This is a genomic window from Streptomyces sp. NPDC002851, from assembly GCF_053591935.1.
In genome coordinates, this window is sequence record NZ_JBSFUT010000037.1 from 51,352 (window position 1) to 68,177 (window position 16,826).

General features: G+C 73.0%; 15 protein-coding genes and 1 pseudogene. 7 read left to right on the top strand and 9 right to left on the bottom strand.

Annotation, left to right across the window (positions count from 1 at the left end; translation table 11 throughout):
• Positions 1-100: 100 nt before the first annotated feature.
• The 3 genes from ACWD10_RS30645 to ACWD10_RS30655 form a co-directional block, all read right to left on the bottom strand.
• On the bottom strand, positions 101-1,681 hold the full coding sequence (locus ACWD10_RS30645) for an alkaline phosphatase D family protein (protein WP_451096794.1): 1,581 nt from the start codon (positions 1,679-1,681) through the stop codon (positions 101-103).
• Between the two features lie 192 nt (positions 1,682-1,873).
• Entirely contained in the window at positions 1,874-3,331 is a 1,458-nt protein-coding gene (pdxR, locus tag ACWD10_RS30650; RefSeq protein ID WP_451096796.1) for a MocR-like pyridoxine biosynthesis transcription factor PdxR, read from the bottom strand.
• 542 nt (positions 3,332-3,873) lie between these two features.
• On the bottom strand, positions 3,874-4,056 hold the full coding sequence (locus ACWD10_RS30655; protein WP_451096798.1) for a hypothetical protein: 183 nt from the start codon (positions 4,054-4,056) through the stop codon (positions 3,874-3,876).
• Between the two features lie 323 nt (positions 4,057-4,379).
• On the opposite strand from ACWD10_RS30655, the pseudogene ACWD10_RS30660 reads away from it, so the two are divergent.
• Positions 4,380-4,739: pseudogene (locus tag ACWD10_RS30660) on the top strand (EamA family transporter); the annotation flags it as partial.
• 555 nt (positions 4,740-5,294) lie between these two features.
• Here ACWD10_RS30660 and ACWD10_RS30665 read toward each other — a convergent pair.
• Positions 5,295-6,125, bottom strand: a complete 831-nt coding sequence (locus ACWD10_RS30665) for an alpha/beta fold hydrolase (RefSeq protein ID WP_451096800.1) — start codon at positions 6,123-6,125, stop codon at positions 5,295-5,297.
• A gap of 250 nt (positions 6,126-6,375) precedes the next feature.
• Here ACWD10_RS30665 and sigJ point away from each other — a divergent pair, with 250 nt between their 5' ends.
• Both sigJ and ACWD10_RS30675 read left to right on the top strand, forming a co-directional pair.
• Complete coding sequence (gene sigJ, locus ACWD10_RS30670; protein WP_451096802.1) at positions 6,376-7,269, top strand: RNA polymerase sigma factor SigJ; 894 nt, start codon at positions 6,376-6,378, stop codon at positions 7,267-7,269.
• Positions 7,270-7,529: 260 nt separating this feature from the next.
• Positions 7,530-8,252: a GntR family transcriptional regulator gene (locus tag ACWD10_RS30675; protein WP_451096804.1), complete on the top strand. Its 723-nt coding sequence runs from the start codon at positions 7,530-7,532 to the stop codon at positions 8,250-8,252.
• A gap of 161 nt (positions 8,253-8,413) precedes the next feature.
• On the opposite strand, the gene ACWD10_RS30680 is transcribed toward ACWD10_RS30675, so the two are convergent.
• From ACWD10_RS30680 to ACWD10_RS30690, 3 genes are all read right to left on the bottom strand, one after another.
• Positions 8,414-9,571 (bottom strand): ROK family transcriptional regulator, encoded by a 1,158-nt coding sequence (locus ACWD10_RS30680; RefSeq protein WP_451096806.1) that lies wholly within the window; start codon positions 9,569-9,571, stop codon positions 8,414-8,416.
• Between the two features lie 134 nt (positions 9,572-9,705).
• Complete coding sequence (locus tag ACWD10_RS30685) at positions 9,706-10,368, bottom strand: response regulator transcription factor (RefSeq protein ID WP_451096808.1); 663 nt, start codon at positions 10,366-10,368, stop codon at positions 9,706-9,708.
• Between the two features lie 19 nt (positions 10,369-10,387).
• Positions 10,388-11,623 carry a sensor histidine kinase gene (locus ACWD10_RS30690; protein WP_451096810.1) on the bottom strand — a complete coding sequence of 412 codons (1,236 nt, stop codon included), beginning with the start codon at positions 11,621-11,623 and terminating at the stop codon, positions 10,388-10,390.
• 108 nt (positions 11,624-11,731) lie between these two features.
• Here ACWD10_RS30690 and ACWD10_RS30695 point away from each other — a divergent pair, with 108 nt between their 5' ends.
• The 4 genes from ACWD10_RS30695 to ACWD10_RS30710 all read left to right on the top strand — a co-directional run bounded on the left by ACWD10_RS30695 (position 11,732) and on the right by ACWD10_RS30710 (position 14,716).
• Complete coding sequence (locus ACWD10_RS30695) at positions 11,732-12,679, top strand: ABC transporter ATP-binding protein (protein WP_451096812.1); 948 nt, start codon at positions 11,732-11,734, stop codon at positions 12,677-12,679.
• A gap of 3 nt (positions 12,680-12,682) precedes the next feature.
• Positions 12,683-13,423: an ABC transporter permease gene (locus ACWD10_RS30700; RefSeq protein WP_451096814.1), complete on the top strand. Its 741-nt coding sequence runs from the start codon at positions 12,683-12,685 to the stop codon at positions 13,421-13,423.
• A gap of 59 nt (positions 13,424-13,482) precedes the next feature.
• Positions 13,483-13,872, top strand: a complete 390-nt coding sequence (locus ACWD10_RS30705; protein ID WP_451096816.1) for a hypothetical protein — start codon at positions 13,483-13,485, stop codon at positions 13,870-13,872.
• A 64-nt stretch (positions 13,873-13,936) separates the two neighbouring features.
• Complete coding sequence (locus ACWD10_RS30710) at positions 13,937-14,716, top strand: SAM-dependent methyltransferase (protein ID WP_451096818.1); 780 nt, start codon at positions 13,937-13,939, stop codon at positions 14,714-14,716.
• A 31-nt stretch (positions 14,717-14,747) separates the two neighbouring features.
• Here ACWD10_RS30710 and mug read toward each other — a convergent pair whose 3' ends face one another.
• Together mug and purB are read right to left on the bottom strand one after the other, a co-directional pair.
• Positions 14,748-15,245, bottom strand: coding sequence for a G/U mismatch-specific DNA glycosylase (mug, locus tag ACWD10_RS30715; protein WP_451096820.1), 498 nt, complete (start codon positions 15,243-15,245; stop codon positions 14,748-14,750).
• Between the two features lie 62 nt (positions 15,246-15,307).
• Positions 15,308-16,741, bottom strand: coding sequence for an adenylosuccinate lyase (gene purB / locus ACWD10_RS30720; RefSeq protein ID WP_451096822.1), 1,434 nt, complete (start codon positions 16,739-16,741; stop codon positions 15,308-15,310).
• Positions 16,742-16,826: the final 85 nt, after the last annotated feature.

The following is a 16,826-nucleotide window of genomic DNA, read 5'->3' on the forward strand; positions in this document are numbered from 1 at the left end:
ACTCTGACCGACCGGTGTTGCGTGATCACCAACGCTTTGTGACCGATCGGTTAAGTGTGCTTCTGTCTGATTTGTTTAACCCTGTCCTACGTGGCGTTGTTCAACCCTGTCCTACGCGTCCGGGCTGAAGGACCTTGGTGAAGAGGATCCCGCCCTCCTCGCGCAGCCGTACCGTCAACTCGCCGCTCTCGCCGTCGATTTCGACCTCACCGAAGTACTGCGGGGACTCCATCGGCGACACATTGGCCCGGTCCGGCGCCTTCACGAACTCCTGCTTCGGACCGAACGTTCCGTCCAGCTTCAGGGCCGGGAAGCCGCCCGCCGCGAGCGGCCCGGAGACGAACTCCCAGAACGGTGCGAAGTCCTGGAACGCGGCCCGCGACGGGTCGTAGTGCTGCGCCGACGTGTAGTGCACATCGGCCGTCAGCCACAGCGTTCCGGTGATCCGCTCCCGCTTGATGTGCCGAAGCAGCTCGGCGAGCTGGAGCTCCCGGCCGAGCGGCGCCCCCGGCTCGCCCTGCGCGACGGCCTCGAAGTTCTCCTTGCCGTCCGGTACGACCAGGCCGAGCGGCATGTCGGAGGCGATCACCTTCCACACCGCGCGCGATCGGGACAACTCGCGCTTCAGCCAGTCCAGTTGCTCGCGGCCGAGGATGCCCACCGGGTCGTCGGTCTGCCGGCCGGGGGAATTGGCGTTCCGGTACGTGCGCATGTCCAGGACGAAGACGTCGAGCAGCGGGCCGTGCCGGAGCGCCCGGTACACGCGGCCCTCGCGGTCGCCCGTGGGCAGCGTGGAGATCGGGAAGTACTCGGAGAACGCCCGCACGGAGCGGCGCGCGAGTACGTCGACGTCCTTCTCGGTGTAGCGGTCGTCGTCCAGGATCTGGCCGGGGTACCAGTTGTTCCGCACCTCGTGGTCGTCCCACTGGATGATCGACGGCACCTGGGCGTTGAAGCGGCGCAGGTTCTCGTCGAGCAGGTTGTAGCGGAAGTTGCCGCGGAACTCGGCGAGGGTCTCGGCGACCTTGGACTTCTCCTCGGTCGTGATGTTCCGCCACACCCGCCCGTCCGGCAGCGTCACCTGCTCCGTGATCGGGCCGTCCGCGTACACGGTGTCGCCGCTGCACAGGAAGAAGTCCGGGTCCAGGCGGCGCATCTCCTCGAAGACCCGGTAGCCGCCGCGGTCCGGGTTGATGCCCCAGCCCTGGCCCGCGATGTCCCCGGACCACACGAACCGCACGCCGTCGCCGCGTCTCTCCGGAGCCGTGCGGAACGTGCCGGTGATCGCTTCGCTCGTACGCCTCGGATCGTCCGGATCCGCGAGCCTTACCCGGTAGTGCACCTGCTCCCCGGCGGGAAGACCGCGCAGCCGGGTGGTGCCGGTGAAGTCGGTGCCGGGCCCGAGGAGCGGCCCCCACACGGGGGTGGCGTTGCGGAACGACTCGGTGGCCGAGGTCTCCACGAGCATCCGAGCGGGCCGGTCGGAGCGCACCCACACCAGGCCGGAGTGCGCCGTCACATCACCGGCCTGCACCCCCCACGCGGCCTGCGGCCGCCCCGACACGGAGAGCGCGGGCGCCGCGCCGCCGAGCGCGGGCAGGGCGAACCCCGCGGACGCGACGGCCGCGCCGCGCAGCACGGAGCGGCGGCCGGGGAGCCGGTTCGGCAGACCTGCTGACATTCGATGCGCCTCCAGTGACGGGTCCGATGGGGTCATATCTACGCGCGTGCGGCGGCGCAGATGCGAACCCCAAGTGAACAACTCCGTGGGGTGGGAAGGGAACCCGGACGTGCGTGGCGCCGGTGCGGCGTTTGGGGGCTCCGCCCCCGGACCCCGCTCCTCGAACGCCGGAGGGGCTTGAGCCGGAGGGGCTCAAGAGCGCGCCAACAGCCCCACCGCCTCCCGCAACCGCGCCGCAGGCAACTGCGCATAGCCCAGGACCAGGCGGACACGCCCATCCCCCGCCGCCGACCCGTACGCCGACAGCGGCCGCACCACGACCCCCGCCTCCGCCGCCCGCTTCACGAAGACGTCCTGCGGCCCGTACCGCGCGGGCAGCTCCGCGATCACATGCAGCCCCGCCGCGATCCCCGACACGGCCGCGCCTGGGAACCTCTCGTGCAGCGCCGCCACGAGCGCGTCCCGCCGCTCCCGGTAGGCGCGCTGGCAGCGCCGCAACTGCCGGTCGTACCCGCCCTGTTCGACCAGGCGGGCGAAGGCGGCCTGATCGAGCACCGGGTTGCCGAGGTCGAGCAGCCGCTTCCGCGCGACCACCTCGTCGAGCAGCGCCTCCGGCACCACGAGCCAGCCGAGGCGCAGCCCGGGCGCGAGCGACTTGCTGACCGACCCCGCGTACGCGACCCGCTCGGGGTCGAGACCTTGCAGCGCACCCACCGGGGCGCGGTCGTAACGGAAGTCGCCGTCGTAGTCGTCCTCGATCACCAGGCCGTCCACCGACCGCGCCCAGTCGAGGAGTTCGGCCCGGCGCCGCGCCGAGTACGCAAGGCCGGAGGGGAACTGGTGCGCCGGTGTCGTCACCACCGCTCGCGCCGATCCCTCGTACAGCGGGCCGAGGGTGAGGCCCTCGTCGTCCAGGGGTACGCGCACCGATGCCAGGCCGGTCGAGGCGAGCAGCTGCGCGTGCTCGGGGCTGCCGGGGTCCTCGAAGGCGACGGCACGCTCGCCGCGCGCGTGCAGTACGAAACCGAGCAGCGCCATCGCTTGGGACACGCCCGAACACACCACGATCCGCTCCGGGTCCGCGACCACGCCCCGGCGCCGGGTGAGGAGTTCGGCCAGGGCGGTACGCAACCGGGGCAGGCCGCGCGGGTCCGGGTAACCGAGCCCGTGGTGCGGCAGCTCCGCGAGGACGGCACGCTGTGCGGCGGCCCATGCCGCGCGCGGGAACAGGGCGAGATCCGGCAGGCCCGGGAGGAGGTCGAGGCGGGGGCCCGCGGGCCGCGGGGCCAGGTCACGGGCCCGGGGTGCGGCCGCCCGCGCGGCACCGCTCACCCAGGTGCCCGCGCCCCGGGCCGACCGCAGATAGCCCTCCGCGGTCAACTGCTCGTACGCCTCGGTCACCAGACCCCGCGAGACGCCCAGGTCGGCGGCGAGGGCGCGGCTCGCGGGCAGCCGCGTGCCCGGCGCGAGCCGCCCCGAGCGGACCGCGTCCCGCAGCGCCGCGCACAGCGCGCGCCCGCGCGAGCGTGCGGGCGCGGCCGCCGCGGGCAGCAACAACTCCCAGGCGGCGGACCACGCTTGGGCACCGCCGCTCTCCGTACTCGTGTCTGTCGTTACCGGGGCTACGGGCGCTTCCGATGCTCCCGGCATGCCCCCTGCTTCTGGCGCTCGCGGTACTCGGCGTGCTTCCGACGCCCCGGGCATTCCCCGTGCTTTCGGCGCTCGCGGTACTCGGCGTGCATCCGGTTCTGCCGGGACTCCCCGTGCATCCGGTAGTCCCCGTGCATCCGGTTCTGCCGGTTCTCCCCGTACACCCCGTACACCCCGTACTGCCCGTGCTTCTGGTCCGCTGCTGCTCAACACGCCCCCCGGTCCTGCCCGGACCTAGGGCCCGTCTCCCCGATCTTCGCGGGCCCGCGACGCCTGGCACGGCACCTCGCCGCACGGCCGGATCACCCACGTACGCCCAGTACGAGGGCGATCCGGCCGCACACCGACCGATACACCGATGCACCGCACCAACTGCATCCATCAGCCGCTGCGCGGCGGGCGCGGGCAGATCCACGAAGACCGGGGAGACGGGGCCTGGCCCCCGATTGCTGTCGGCTCGCGCCCCAACGTAGCCGGGTCCCGAGGTTGCCGGGCCCCGTACGGTCAGGTCGCCGTGGACCTCGCGTCCGCGCGGGCCGAGGTCAGGCGGCCTGGCGGCCCTGTTCCGTGCGGATGGCCGCCGCCCACTCCACGACGAGGTTCTCGTACGCCTTGCGCTGCTCCGCGGAGAGGCGGCCCTGAGCACGGCTCCAGAGCGCACGTATGTCCGCATTGACCGATGCGGCGGGCCGCTGCGGTCGTCGGGGCGCTGGAATCCTTGCCATGTTCGCCAGCGTAGGGGCAGCCACTGTCAGCCGGGCGTAAAAGTGATGTCGGTGATCTCACGGACGGAGGCGGACAACCGACGCGCAGAGGGCGTCGCAGCCCGATTTCCAGCGCCGCACGGAACCTCCCGGGCGCGCGCCGCACGGCCCGCGCCCGGCGGTCAGTGAGACGATTCACAGCCTCGTCCACGGGGCGGACGCCCCGGAGAGTGGCCCCCGCCACAGCCTGGCACCCAAGCCCGGCACCCTCAGGGAATTGGTCCCCGATACAGCCCCCGATGTGGACCTCTGACGGGGCCGCGCCCGCGCCTAGCGTCGGCCGCATGATCACGTCCTCCGCACGCGGCGCCCTGCTCGCCGCCCTGGCCTGCTGCCTCGTCGGCGGCTCCTTCACCGCGAACAGCGTCCTCGTCGACTACCCGCACGGAGGTGGCCAGTTCCTCCGCTACGGATGCGCCGCCGTGCTGCTCCTGCCGCTGCTCGGCCGCGGCGGCACCCGGCCGCTGCGCCGTCTCGGCCGCCGCGCGTGGGGGCGGCTCGCGCTGCTCGCGGCCGTCGGTATGGTCGGCTTCAACCTGGCGATCCTGGCGGCCGAGCGCACCGCGGAACCGGCTGTACCGGGTGTTTTCGTCGGCTGCGCGCCGGTCGTCGTGGCCGTCCTGGTGCCGCTCCTGGACGGTCGTAGACCCGCGCGGACCGTGCTGCACGGCGCGCTGCTCGTGGCGGCCGGGGCCTGGGTGGTGCAGGGGTGGGGGAGTACGGACGCGGCCGGGATCGCGTTCTCGGTGGGCGCGCTCGTCGGCGAGGTCGGCTTCGCGGTGCTTGCCGTGCCGGTGCTGCGGCCGCTGGGACCGAAGCTCCTGTCCGCCACCGTGTGCGCGCTCGCGGCCGTCGAGTCCGCGGTGGCGGGGCTTGTCATGGACGGCGCGGGGTGGCTGCGCACGCCGACGGTGGCCGAGGCGGGCGCGCTGGTCTGGCAGTCGGCGGTGGTCACCGTCGTCGGCTTCGTCTGCTGGTACGCGGGCATCCAGCGGATCGGCGCCGAGCGCGCCACGCTCTTCTCCGGCCTCATCCCGGTGGCAGCCGCCGCCACCGCGCCACTCGTCGGCACCGGTTCGTACGGCGCGGCACAGGCGGCGGGCAGCGCCCTGGTGGGGCTAGGAGTCGCCCTCGGCTCGGGCGTGCTGCGGATGCGTACGCCACAGTGGAGGCGTACCCCAACGGCGCACGCCCGCACGTCACTTGGAGCCGTCGAGGAGCACGCGTGCGACGAGGGCCGGGTCGTCGCTCATGGGAACGTGACCGCACGCCGGAAGGCGCACGAGCCGGGCCCCCGGAATGGTGTGCTTGGCGCGGACGCCCTGGCGGCGCAGGAGCAGCCGGTCACGAGTGCCCCAGGCGATGGTGACCGGCACGTCGGGGACGTCGTCCCGGAAGAGCACCCGGCGCCCGGCCGCCAGGGTCTCGTCGAACCCGATGGCGTCCCGCAGGGCCAGCGTCTCGGCGACCACCGCCTCCGGTGAACGGCGCCCCGGTCGGGCGTAGATGGTGCTGGTGAGCGCGAACCGCCCGGCCGCGGAACGCGAAAGCCGCTCCACCACCGGCACCGGAAGCAGCCGTGCGCCCTGCCGCATCGCGAGCAGCGTGCCGAAGGCATAGCGCCGCTCGGCCTCGCTCCAGAAGCCGCCCGGGGACAGCGCCGTCACCGAACGCACCAGCCTCTGCCGCCCCAGCTCCAGGGCGAGCAGCCCGCCGAGGGAGTTGCCCGCCACGTGCGGGGTGTCGATGCCGAGCGTGGCGAAGAGCTGGCTCAGGGTGGGCACCACCGTCTCCAGGTTGTACGGCGTCCCCTCGGGCAGCCCCGCCGACTTCCCGAAGCCCGGCAGGTCGATCGCCGTCACGTCGCGCTCGGCGGCCAGGATGTCGAACACCGGGTCCCACGCCTGGAGGTGGTGGCCGATGCCGTGCAGCAGGACCAACGGCTCGCCGACGCCCGCCCGGCGGTACGAGACGGACACGGGCCGAGGCCCACGCGAGGTGTCGAGGGTGACGGAGACGGTGGCGGACATGCTGCTCCTCGTAAGGGCGGGCGGCGCCTGGCGCGCGTCAAGGGTTGTGGTCGGTAGACAGTGTGTCAGCAACAACTACCCTTCGGCGGCGCCTGGTTCAAGACCGCCCGCGCGTCGCACCCTTGGTCGCACCCTCCGTCCGCCGTCCGTACACGCTCTTGGCGTACGTCTGTGACCACCGGGTTTCCTGCGCCGTACGCCACACGCTGTCCCGCTGGACAGCCCCGGGGCGGCCAACTTGGATAGGAGCGTGGCCACCACTGACGCAGCGACAGATGAATTCGAGGAACACCGCCCCATCCTTCAGGGCGTCGCCTACCGCATGCTCGGCCGCTTCGCCGACGCGGAGGATGTCGTGCAGGAGGCGTGGCTGCGCTGGGCGGGCGCGGACCGCGGAGAGGTGAAGGAGCCGCGCGCCTATCTCGTCCGGATCACCACCCGGCTCGCCATCGACCGGCTGCGCCAGGCGCAGTCCCGGCGGGAGACATACGTAGGGCCGTGGCTGCCCGAGCCGGTCGTGACCGACTTCGGCCCGGAGGTGCCCGACACCGCGGAGCGCGCGGTGCTCGCCGACACGGTCTCCCTCGCCGTCCTGGTCGTCCTGGAGTCCCTGTCGCCCCTGGAGCGGGCGGTGTTCGTGCTGCGCGAGGCGTTCGGCTTCCCGTTCGCGCAGATCGCGACGGTCCTCGACCGCACCGAGGCCGCCGTGCGCCAACTCGCGGGCCGCGCCCGCAAACACGTCGACGAGCGCCGCCCGCGCTACGACGTCGACCCCGCCGAGCGCCGCGACCTCACCGAGCGGTTCCTGGCCGCGGCCACGGGCGGCGACCTCGACGGACTGCTCGCGCTGCTCGCACCCGACGCCCGCCTCGTCGGCGACAGTGGCGGCAAGGCCAAGGCGCCGCTACGCGTCCTGGAGTCCGCCGACCACGTGGGCCGCTTCCTCGTCGGCGTCGCGGGCCGCCCCGTCCCCGACATGTCCTACCGGCTCGTCGAGGTCAACGGCGCCCCCGGGCTGCTCGTGCTCTCCGGCGGCAAGCCGGACACGGTCTTGCAGGTGGAGGTCGTCGACGGCCAGATCCAGTGCGTCTATGTCCTGCGAAACCCGGACAAGCTGACGGCACTGACCGCCCTGGCCGACTGAGACGCTCCCTGACGCAACGCCCCCACAGAGCCCTCGCTCCCCACGCAGCCCCCGCCCCCACGGAGCCCCCGCCCGCACGGACGGGGGCTCTTGCGCGCCTGAACCCGCGCGCCCGTGCGCCCTGTAACGGAGTCCGGATTGGTCTTGACCAAGGGTAGGGGCGGGCCTATCGTCGCTGAGATAGGCAGGAACCTTTAATAAACAAGGGCACGTAAAAGGCCGCGCAGACACGGCGATTGCGGACGACAGGGGGAGGCGCGGTGGGGACCACGCAGCTCGAAACGGTGCCGGAGCCCAAGTACTGGCACCTCAAGACCGTGCTCGGCGAAGCGCTCGACTCCGAGTTCGCCGTCGGGGAGATCCTGCCCAACGAACGCGAGCTGGCCGCCCGCTTCGGCGTGGCCCGCGCGACGCTCCGCCAGGCGCTCGAACAGCTCGAGCTGGAAGGCCGGTTGCAGCGCCGCCGCGGCGTCGGCACCACCGTCGCACCGCCCCGCATGGGCGTCCCCGTCGGCTCGACCCTCCTCGGCCGGCCCACCGCGGCCGACGACGAGTGGCAGCCCGTGGACTGCGCCCCGGCCACCCCGCCCGCCGCGGTCGCCCGACTGCTCGACGCGGGCGGCGACACCACGGTGCACACCGTCCGCCGAGTCCGCGTCAACGGCGGCCAGCCCGTCGCCGCCGAGCTCCTCTACGTCCCCGAACGCTCCGTGCCCGACCGCACCGCCATCGACGCCCCCGCCGGGCCCACCCGCGCCCGAGCCGTACTGCGCGAACTTCAGCGCCTCGGCCTCGACGGCGAGGACCGCGCGGTCGAACTCGGCTCGGCCCGCGCCGACGACGCGAAGCGCCTGGACCGGCTGCCCGGCGCCCCTGTTCTCGTGGTGACGACGCGGTACTTCTCGCGGGGGCGTACGGCGGCGGTGTCGGTGGCGACGTATCGGGCGGATACGTGTCGGCTTACGTTCGGGGACGCGGCGTAACGACGAGCTCGTACGGCAACAACCAGCCCGTCCGGCGTTTGAGGACGAGCGCGTTCAGCGCGATGAAGGCGGGGTCCGGGGGCCGCAGGCCCCCAGTTTCGGGACGGGGCGGGGTAGGGGAGCAAAGCCCGCCGCAGGCGCCAAGATCCGCCGGACAGGCTCTAGCGGCGAGCGGTAACCGTTCCCTCCACCGCAAACAGCTCCTCCTCCACATGATCAAGAGCCAGCCGCAGCGCCCCCACCCCGATCGCCGACTCCCCGAGCTCCGAGAGCGCCACGCGAGGCGGCCGCAGGCAATAGCGGGCCAACTCCCGCCGCAGCGGCTCCAGTACGCCGTCGAGCCCGGCCGCCCAGCCGCCGATCACCACCAGCTCCGGGTCCAGGGCGAGGACGAGCGCGGCCACGTCGTGCGTCAGGCGCCGGATGAATCGGCCCACGGCCGCCTCGGCCCGCTCGTCGCCCTCGCGGGCGAGCGCGAACACCTCGGTCACGGCCTGCTCGTCCAGCGGGTGCAGCGGCTCCCCGGTCGTCGAAAGCAGCGACTCCGGCGTGACCTCGCGGCCGAGCAGATGCAGCGCCCCGATCTCGCCCGCAGCGCCCCCGTACCCCCGGTGCAAGCGCCCGCCGATCAGCGACCCGGCGCCCGGACTCAGGCCCGCCAGGACGAACACCACATCGTCGGAGTCGGTGGCCGCGCCCTTCCAATGCTCCGCGACGGCCGCCGTGTTGGCGTCGTTCTCCACCAGGACCGGGCACTTGAACGAGCGGCGCAGCCGGTCGCCGAGGGCGAGCCCGGTCCAGCCGGGCAGCGCCGTGCCCAGGCGCACCGTGCCGTCCGCCGCCACGATGCCGGGGCTGCCCACCCCGACGGCGCGCAGTGAGCCACGGGCCACCCCGGCCCGGCGCAGCACCTCGGCGACGGTGCCGCGCAGCCGCTCCAGGCGCTCGTCCGCGGACGCCGTCGCGGACACCTCACGGTGCAGCCCGTCGAGGACCCGGCCGTCCAGGTCGGAGAGGACGGCGGCCACCCGGTGCGGCCCGATCTCCAGGCCGAGCAGATGCCCCGCCTCGGCACGGAACCGGAACCGCTTCGCGGGGCGCCCCTGCCGCCGGGCCACGCCCTCCTCGGCGGCCGACTCCACCACGAGCCCCGCGGCGACCAGGCCCTCGACGACGCCCTCGACCGTCGGCCGGGACAGGCCGGTGACCCGGGTGATCTCGGTCAGCGTGGCGGAATCGACGCCGCGCAGCGCGTGCAGGACCACCGCCGAATTGATCCGCCGCAGCAGCGAGGGATCCCCGCCGGTCAACCGCCCCAACGTCCGTCCTCCCAGCTAGACCCTGTCGATGGCGTGTGTGGGGCGGATCGTACCCCTTGCTCCGGCGACCGCACCCGGCGCTCTCGCGCCACCGCACCCGGCCCGATCCGCACGTGCCCCGGCTGTGGGGTGGCTCAGGCCGGTGACACGAACCCCGACTCGTACGCCGCGATCACCGCCTGCGTACGGTCCCGCGCGCCCAACTTCGCCAGTACGGCACTGACATGGGACTTGACCGTCTCGGTGCCCACCACGAGCTGCGCCGCGATCTCCGCGTTCGACAGGCCGCGCGCCATCAGCCGCAGCACCGCCGACTCCCGCTCGGTCAGCCCCGCCCGGTCCAGGGCGTCGCGCGCCTGCGGATTGCCGTACGCCGTCCCGTACGAGTCCGCCAGGGACCGCACCGCGGCAGGGAACAGCAGCGACTCGCCCTCGGCGACGAGGCGTACCGCGTGCACGATCTCCGCGGGCCGGGACCGCTTGAGGAGAAACCCGTCGGCGCCGGCGCGCAGCGCCTCGTAGACGTACTCGTCGTTCTCGAACGTCGTGATCACGACGATCTTCGGCGGCTGAGGCACCGTGCGGAGCACCGCGCGGGTGGCCTCGATGCCGTCCATGAGCGGCATCCGTACGTCCATGGCGACGACGTCCGGGCGCAGTTGGCGCACCAAGGGGATCACGGACGCCCCGTCGGCCGCCTCGCCCACCACCTCGATATCGGGCTGCGCTTCCAGGACGGCCCGCAGGCCCGCGCGTACGAGGGGTTCATCGTCGACGAGGAGGACAGTGACCGGCACGAGCAGCAAGCCTAGACAGTCAGGCCCTCCGGTGTTCGGGGAGGGGCAGTTCGGCCCACACCCGCCACTGCCCGTCGCACGCTCCCGTCCGCGCCGTACCGCCGAGCAGCGCCACCCGCTCACGGATCCCGCGCAGACCACTGCCGCCTCCGCCGCCACGCTGCGGTGCCCCCGCAAGGGGATTGGTCAGCTCCAGCTCCAGGCAGCGGTCCGTGACGGCGATACGGACGCGTACCTCCGCGCCCGCCGCGTGCCGCAGCACATTGGTGAGGGACTCCTGGAGGATGCGGTACCCCTCGCGGGTCACCGGGCCCGGCAGCCGCTCCACCGGGCCGGTCACCTCCGCGTCGACCTTCGCGCCGGACGAGCGGGCCGAGTCGAGCAGCCGTTCCGCGTCCGCGAGGGTCGGGCGCCCGCTCGCCGGTGGCCGGTCCTCGCGCAGCACCCGCAGGACCCGCTCCAGGTCCTCCAGGGCCGTACGGCCGGTCTCCTCGATGGCGCCCAGGGCCCGGTCGGTGAACTCCGCGTCCCCCGCGGCCCGCGCCGCGCCCGCCTGCACCACCGCCACGGTCAGCGCGTGGCCGATGGAGTCGTGCAGTTCGCGGGCGATCCGGGTGCGCTCGAGCAGCTGCTCCGTACGCTCCTCCAGGGCGGCCATCCGCTCGGCGGGCGACGGGCCGAGCAGCCGTACCGCAAGGACCGTGATCAGCTTCCCGCCGAGCACCACGGCCGCCGCGAGTACCACCAGGGGCAGCGGCGCGAGCAGCGCGTACGACCAGTGGTGACCCGGCAGCGCGACGAACGTGGCCGCGTCGGGTCGCCCGCCCGCCGCCTGCGCGACCAGGTCGACGGTGAGCATCGGCAACTGCGCGGACAGCAGCGCGACCGACGAGCCCAGGCCCAGGCGGGCCAGCAGCCAGACGACGGTCCGGCCCCGGTCGGACCAGGACGCGGACGGCGCCGCCGCGATCGCCTCACCGCTCTGATCCCGGACCTCGGACCGCCCGGAGGGAAACAGCAGAAACCGCGCCTGCGTCCCTTCCGAAAGCCGCACCCACGGCACAAGCCCCGCCGCGGCCACAAGCAGCACCGGCACCCACAGCATGCGCAGGCCCGGAAAGACGAACTGCCACAGGCCGATGATCACGATCGCGATCCACAGGTGCAGCCACCGGGTGTACGTCACCGCACGCGTCAGGGGACGCAGCAGACGCCGGGGCCGTGGCAGGTGCCGCAGGGGCGACGGGATGCGCATGCCGTTCATCGTGCCAGCGGCCGCCGTCGCCCCGGCTCCCCCGCAGGAGGGAGAAGGAAGCCACCCACGGGGGAGGGAAGCCCCCTCCGGTCCGGCCAGGCTGTCCCCATGACCAGCATCGACGTCCTCGAACTCACCAAGGAGTACGGCACGACCCGCGCCGTGGACGAGCTCACCTTCCGCGTCGAGCCCGGCCGCGTCACCGGCTTCCTCGGGCCCAACGGCGCCGGCAAGTCCACCACCATGCGGCTCGTCCTCGGCCTCGACCGCCCCACCTCCGGCAGCGCTCTGCTCGGCGGCCGCGCCTACGCCACATACGACGAACCGCTGCGCCACGTCGGCGCGCTGCTCGACGCCGGGGCCGCGCACGGCTCGCGCACCGCCCGCGACCATCTCCTCGCGCTCGCCGCGAGCAACCGAGTCCCCGCCCGCAGGGTCGACGCCGTCCTCGAAGAGGCGGGCCTCGCCGACGTGGCCCGGCGCCGGGTCCGCACGTACTCGCTCGGCATGCGCCAGCGCCTCGGCATCGCTGCCGCGCTGCTCGGCGACCCGGCCGTCCTCATGCTCGACGAACCCTCCAACGGCCTCGACCCCGAGGGCATCATCTGGATCCGCGAGCTGATGCGGCGCCTCGCCCGCGAGGGCCGTACGGTCCTCGTCTCCAGCCATCTCATGAACGAGACCGCGTCGTTCGCGGACCACCTGGTCGTCCTCGGCCGCGGCCGACTGCTCGCGGACACGCCCATGCAGGACTTCATCGACGCGCAGGTACGCCCCCGGGTGCGGGTGCGCACCACCGACGACCGGGCTCTGCGCGGCCTGTTGGAGTCGCGCGGCTACGCGCCCGAGCGCGCCGCCGACGGGTCGTGGACCGTGCCCGACGCGCGCGTGGCGGACATCGGGCCGCTCGCCGCGGGCGCCGGGGTGCCGATCCTCGAACTGGCCGCCGAGGAAGCCACGTTGGAGGACGCCTATCTCGCGCTCACCGCCGACGAGACGCAGTACGCCGCCCGCCCCGCCGCCACCGCGGTGGCCGCCCGCCCCGAGAAAGGCTGACGCATGTCCGCACCCACCGCCGTGCTCCACTCCGAGTGGATCAAGGTCAAGTCGCTGCGCGGCACGGCCGGTTCCCTGCTCGCCGTCTTCCTCGTGACCGTCGGCATCACCGCTCTCGCCGTCGGCACCGTCGGCCAGGCCGAGGCCGACAACCCCGGCTTCGAAGCCGTCTTCGGCGCGTTCTACGCCCTCAACTTCGGCCAGATCGCGGCCATCGCGTTCGGTGCCACCGCGTTCTCCTCCGAGTATCTGAACGGCGCGCTGCGCGTCTCGCTCGCCGCCGTGCCCCGCAGGGGAGTGTTCTACGCCGCCAAAGTGACGGTCGTCGGGGCACTCGCGCTCGCCGTGGGCCTGGTCACCAGCTTTACGTCGTTCCTGCTCGGGCAGGCCTTCATGGGGCCGTACGCCATCGGCCTCGACGCCCCCGGCGCACTGCGGGCCTGCTTCGGCGCGGGCCTCTACCTGGCCCTGATGGCGCTGCTCGCGGCCGGACTCACGGCGGTCCTGCGCAGCGGCGTGGCGGTGCTCAGCATCCTCCTCCCGTTCGTCCTGATCGTGTCGTTCGTGGTCGGAGACGTGGCCGGGTCCGCGGCGGACTATCTGCCGGACCGCGCGGGCCAGCAGATCCTGCACGCCGACCCGGGCGACGGGCTCGGCCCGTGGACGGGGATCGGCGTCCTCGCGCTGTGGGCGGCGGCCGCCGTGCTCGCGGGCGGATGGCTGGTGCGGCGCAGGGACGTGTGACGGCCGAGAGCGGTCGCCCGCGCGGGCCCATTGTCAGTGCGGGCGGCTTTACTTGAGGCATGAGTGCACATCTCGCCGCCGTCACCCGACTGTGCTCCGAGGAGCCGTCCGGCCACCGGGTCGTCGAGCTGAGCCGCGCCGAGTTCTGGGACGACGACGGCACGGCACGGGCCGCGGCCGCGGAGCAGTACGAGGCGGAGCGCACCGCGCTGATACGGCTGCTCGCACCGCGATGGGGCGAGCCCCAGTGGATCGGCCTGCAAGGTGTGCGGATACGGGCGGGCGAGGGGGAATCGATACCGGAACCGTGGCTCGGCCTGAGCTGGATGACGCCGGATGTGTATCTGTGGCGGGCCGACGACCGCTGGCTCGCCGTGGGCGTCACACACGGGGACGGGGAGACGCTGCTGCGCTTAGTCGCGGTGGCGACGACGGTGGACCCGCCGTAGGGTCCGCTCCTTACGTACCCGGCACCGCATGCCGTGCGTCAACACCTCATGCCAAGATGGGTTCGTGAGTGAGCACAGCGGCCAGGTCGCACACAACGCCCGCGTCTGGAACTACTGGCTCGGCGGCAAGGACCATTACGCCGTCGACGAGCAGGTAGGCGACCGGGTCACCGCCATGTACCCGAGCATCGGCGAAGTCGCCCGCGCCGACCGCCGGTTCCTCGGCCGCGCGGTCCGCCACCTCGTGGGCGAGGCGGGCATGCGCCAGTTCCTGGACATCGGCACGGGCCTGCCCACCGCGGAGAACACCCACGAGGTCGCCCAGCGCATCGCCCCGGACGCCCGCGTCGTCTACGTCGACAACGACCCGATCGTCCTGGCCCACGCCCGCGCCCTGCTCACCGGCCACCCCCAGGGCGTCACCGCGTACATCGACGCCGACGCGCACGACCCGGACGCGATCCTCCGTACCGCCGCCGAGACCCTCGACTTCGAGCGCCCGGTCGCCGTGATGATGCTGGGCATCCTCAACTTCATCCTGGACACCGACGAGGCCCGCGCCATCGTCCGCCGCCTCATGGCCGCGGTGCCCTCCGGCAGCTATCTCGCCCTCACCCACCCCACCCTCGAACTGGGCGGCGAGGGCAACCGGGACGCGATGGCCTTCTGGAACAAGAACGCCAAGCCCCCGATCACCGCCCGCACCGGCGAGGAGATCGCCTCGTTCTTCGACGGCCTCGAACTCCTCGAGCCGGGCCTAGTCTCCTGCGCACGCTGGCGCGCCGGGGCGTACGACGACGCGACCCAGGTCGCCCAGTACGGCGCGGTGGCCCGCAAGCCGTAACAAACCGAGGCGCTTCGCGCCACCCCCTGGTTCAGTGCGACGAAGAGACCGCGGCGGAGCGCAGCCGCGCGTACTCCTCCGCCATCGTCTCGGCCGTCCAATGCGCGTTCAGGCCACTGGGGTTCGGCAACACCCAAACCGGCCGCCCCCCGACGAGCCGCTCCTGCGGCCCGATCCGGGCATGCCGCTCCCCGAACGCGGCGCGGTAGGCGGTGATGCCGACCACCGCGAGCCACCCGGGCCGAAGGCGGGCCACCTTCGCGTCGAGGATCCGGCCGCCCGCCACGTACTCCTCGGGCGCGAGCTCATCCGCCCGAGCCGTGGCCCGGGCCACCACATTCGTGATGCCGAGCCCATACGTCAGCAACTCGCCCTGCTCCGCGGGCGCGAGCCGCCGCGGCGTGAACCCCGACAGATGGAGCACCGGCCAGAACCGGTTGCCCGGCCGGGCGAAGTGGTGCCCCGTGAACGCGGTCATCAGGCTCGGGTTGATCCCGCAGAACAGCACACGCAGACGGCCCGCGGTCACGTCGGGAACGACGCGATCGCGGGCGGCCTCCAGCTCCTCGCGGGAGTAGCGACGGGTGCGGGTCAGAGGATCGCTCCCGGTGCGTACCCCGCGGCCTCCGGGTGCTGCTTCACGATCTCCTCGATCCGGCCCACGACCGTCGCCACCTGGTCGGCGGCCGCGCCGGTGAAGGAGAGCTTGTCGGCCATCAGGGCGTCGAGCTCCGCACGGTCCAGCGGAATGCGCTCGTCCGCGGCCAGCTTGTCGAGGAGCTCATTGCGCTCGGCACCCTGCTCGCGCATCGCGAGCGCGGACGCCACCGCGTTCTCCTTGATCGCCTCGTGTGCGATCTCCCGGCCCACACCGCCGCGCACCGCGCCCATCAGCACCTTGGTGGTGGCGAGGAACGGCAGGTAACGGTCCAGCTCGCGAGCGACCACGGCCGGGAACGCGCCGAACTCGTCGAGCACCGTCAGGAACGTCTCCAGGAGACCGTCGAGCGCGAAGAACGCGTCGGGCAGCGCGACCCGGCGTACCACCGAGCAGGACACGTCGCCCTCGTTCCACTGGTCACCCGCCAGCTCGCCGGTCATCGACGCGTACCCGCGCAGGATCACCATGAGGCCGTTGACGCGCTCGCAGGAGCGGGTGTTCATCTTGTGCGGCATCGCCGAGGAGCCGACCTGGCCCGGCTTGAAGCCCTCGGTGACCAGCTCGTGCCCGGCCATCAGACGGATCGTCTTGGCGAGCGAGGACGGCGCGCCCGCCAGCTGCACGAGCGCCGTGACGACCTCGTAGTCGAGGGAGCGCGGGTAGACCTGGCCGACGGAGGTGAAGGCCTGGGCGAAGCCCAGGTGCCCGGCGATCCGGCGCTCCAGGTCGGCCAGCTTCCCGGCGTCGCCGCCGAGCAGGTCGAGCATGTCCTGGGCGGTGCCCACCGGGCCCTTGATGCCGCGCAGCGGGTAGCGGGAGAGCAGCTCCTCGATCCGGCCGTAGGCCACCAGGAGCTCGTCGGCGGCGGTCGCGAACCGCTTGCCGAGGGTGGTGGCCTGCGCGGCCACGTTGTGCGAGCGCCCGGCCATGACCAGCTCGCCGTACTCGCCCGCGAGCTTGCCCAGGCGGGCCAGGACGGCGACCGTGCGGTCCCGCATCAGCTCGAGGGAGCGGCGGACCTGCAGCTGCTCGACGTTCTCCGTGAGGTCACGGGAGGTCATGCCCTTGTGGACCTGCTCGTGTCCGGCGAGGGCGTTGAACTCCTCGATGCGGGCCTTCACATCGTGCCGCGTGACCTTCTCGCGCTCCGCGATCGAGGCGAGGTCGACCTGGTCGAGGACGCGCTCGTAGTCGGCGAGCGCGGCGTCCGGCACCTCGATCCCGAGGTCCTTCTGGGCGCGCAGGACGGCGAGCCAGAGCCGGCGCTCCAGCTTCACCTTCTCCTCGGGGGACCAGAGGGTGGCGAGCTCGGCGGAGGCGTAGCGGCCGGCGAGGACATTGGGGATGCGAGGCTTTGCAGTCACAGTCGGCCAGTTTACTTGTGCTTTCCGCAGGCCAGTGCCCGCGTCCCGGTTGTCGGAACGTACGAGAGCGCGCGGGGCACCGCGA

Excerpts from the sequence above, each read along its gene's own strand:
- ACWD10_RS30695 (WP_451096812.1), top strand. The coding sequence starts at position 11,732 with ATGACCAGCATCGACGTCCTCGAACTCACCAAGGAGTACGGCACGACC.
- ACWD10_RS30690 (WP_451096810.1), bottom strand. The coding sequence starts at position 11,623 with ATGCGCATCCCGTCGCCCCTGCGGCACCTGCCACGGCCCCGGCGTCTG.
- ACWD10_RS30645 (WP_451096794.1), bottom strand. The coding sequence starts at position 1,681 with ATGTCAGCAGGTCTGCCGAACCGGCTCCCCGGCCGCCGCTCCGTGCTG.
- pdxR (WP_451096796.1), bottom strand. The coding sequence starts at position 3,331 with ATGCCGGGAGCATCGGAAGCGCCCGTAGCCCCGGTAACGACAGACACG.
- ACWD10_RS30665 (WP_451096800.1), bottom strand. The coding sequence starts at position 6,125 with ATGTCCGCCACCGTCTCCGTCACCCTCGACACCTCGCGTGGGCCTCGG.
- ACWD10_RS30655 (WP_451096798.1), bottom strand. The coding sequence starts at position 4,056 with ATGGCAAGGATTCCAGCGCCCCGACGACCGCAGCGGCCCGCCGCATCG.
- ACWD10_RS30705 (WP_451096816.1), top strand. The coding sequence starts at position 13,483 with ATGAGTGCACATCTCGCCGCCGTCACCCGACTGTGCTCCGAGGAGCCG.
- ACWD10_RS30700 (WP_451096814.1), top strand. The coding sequence starts at position 12,683 with ATGTCCGCACCCACCGCCGTGCTCCACTCCGAGTGGATCAAGGTCAAG.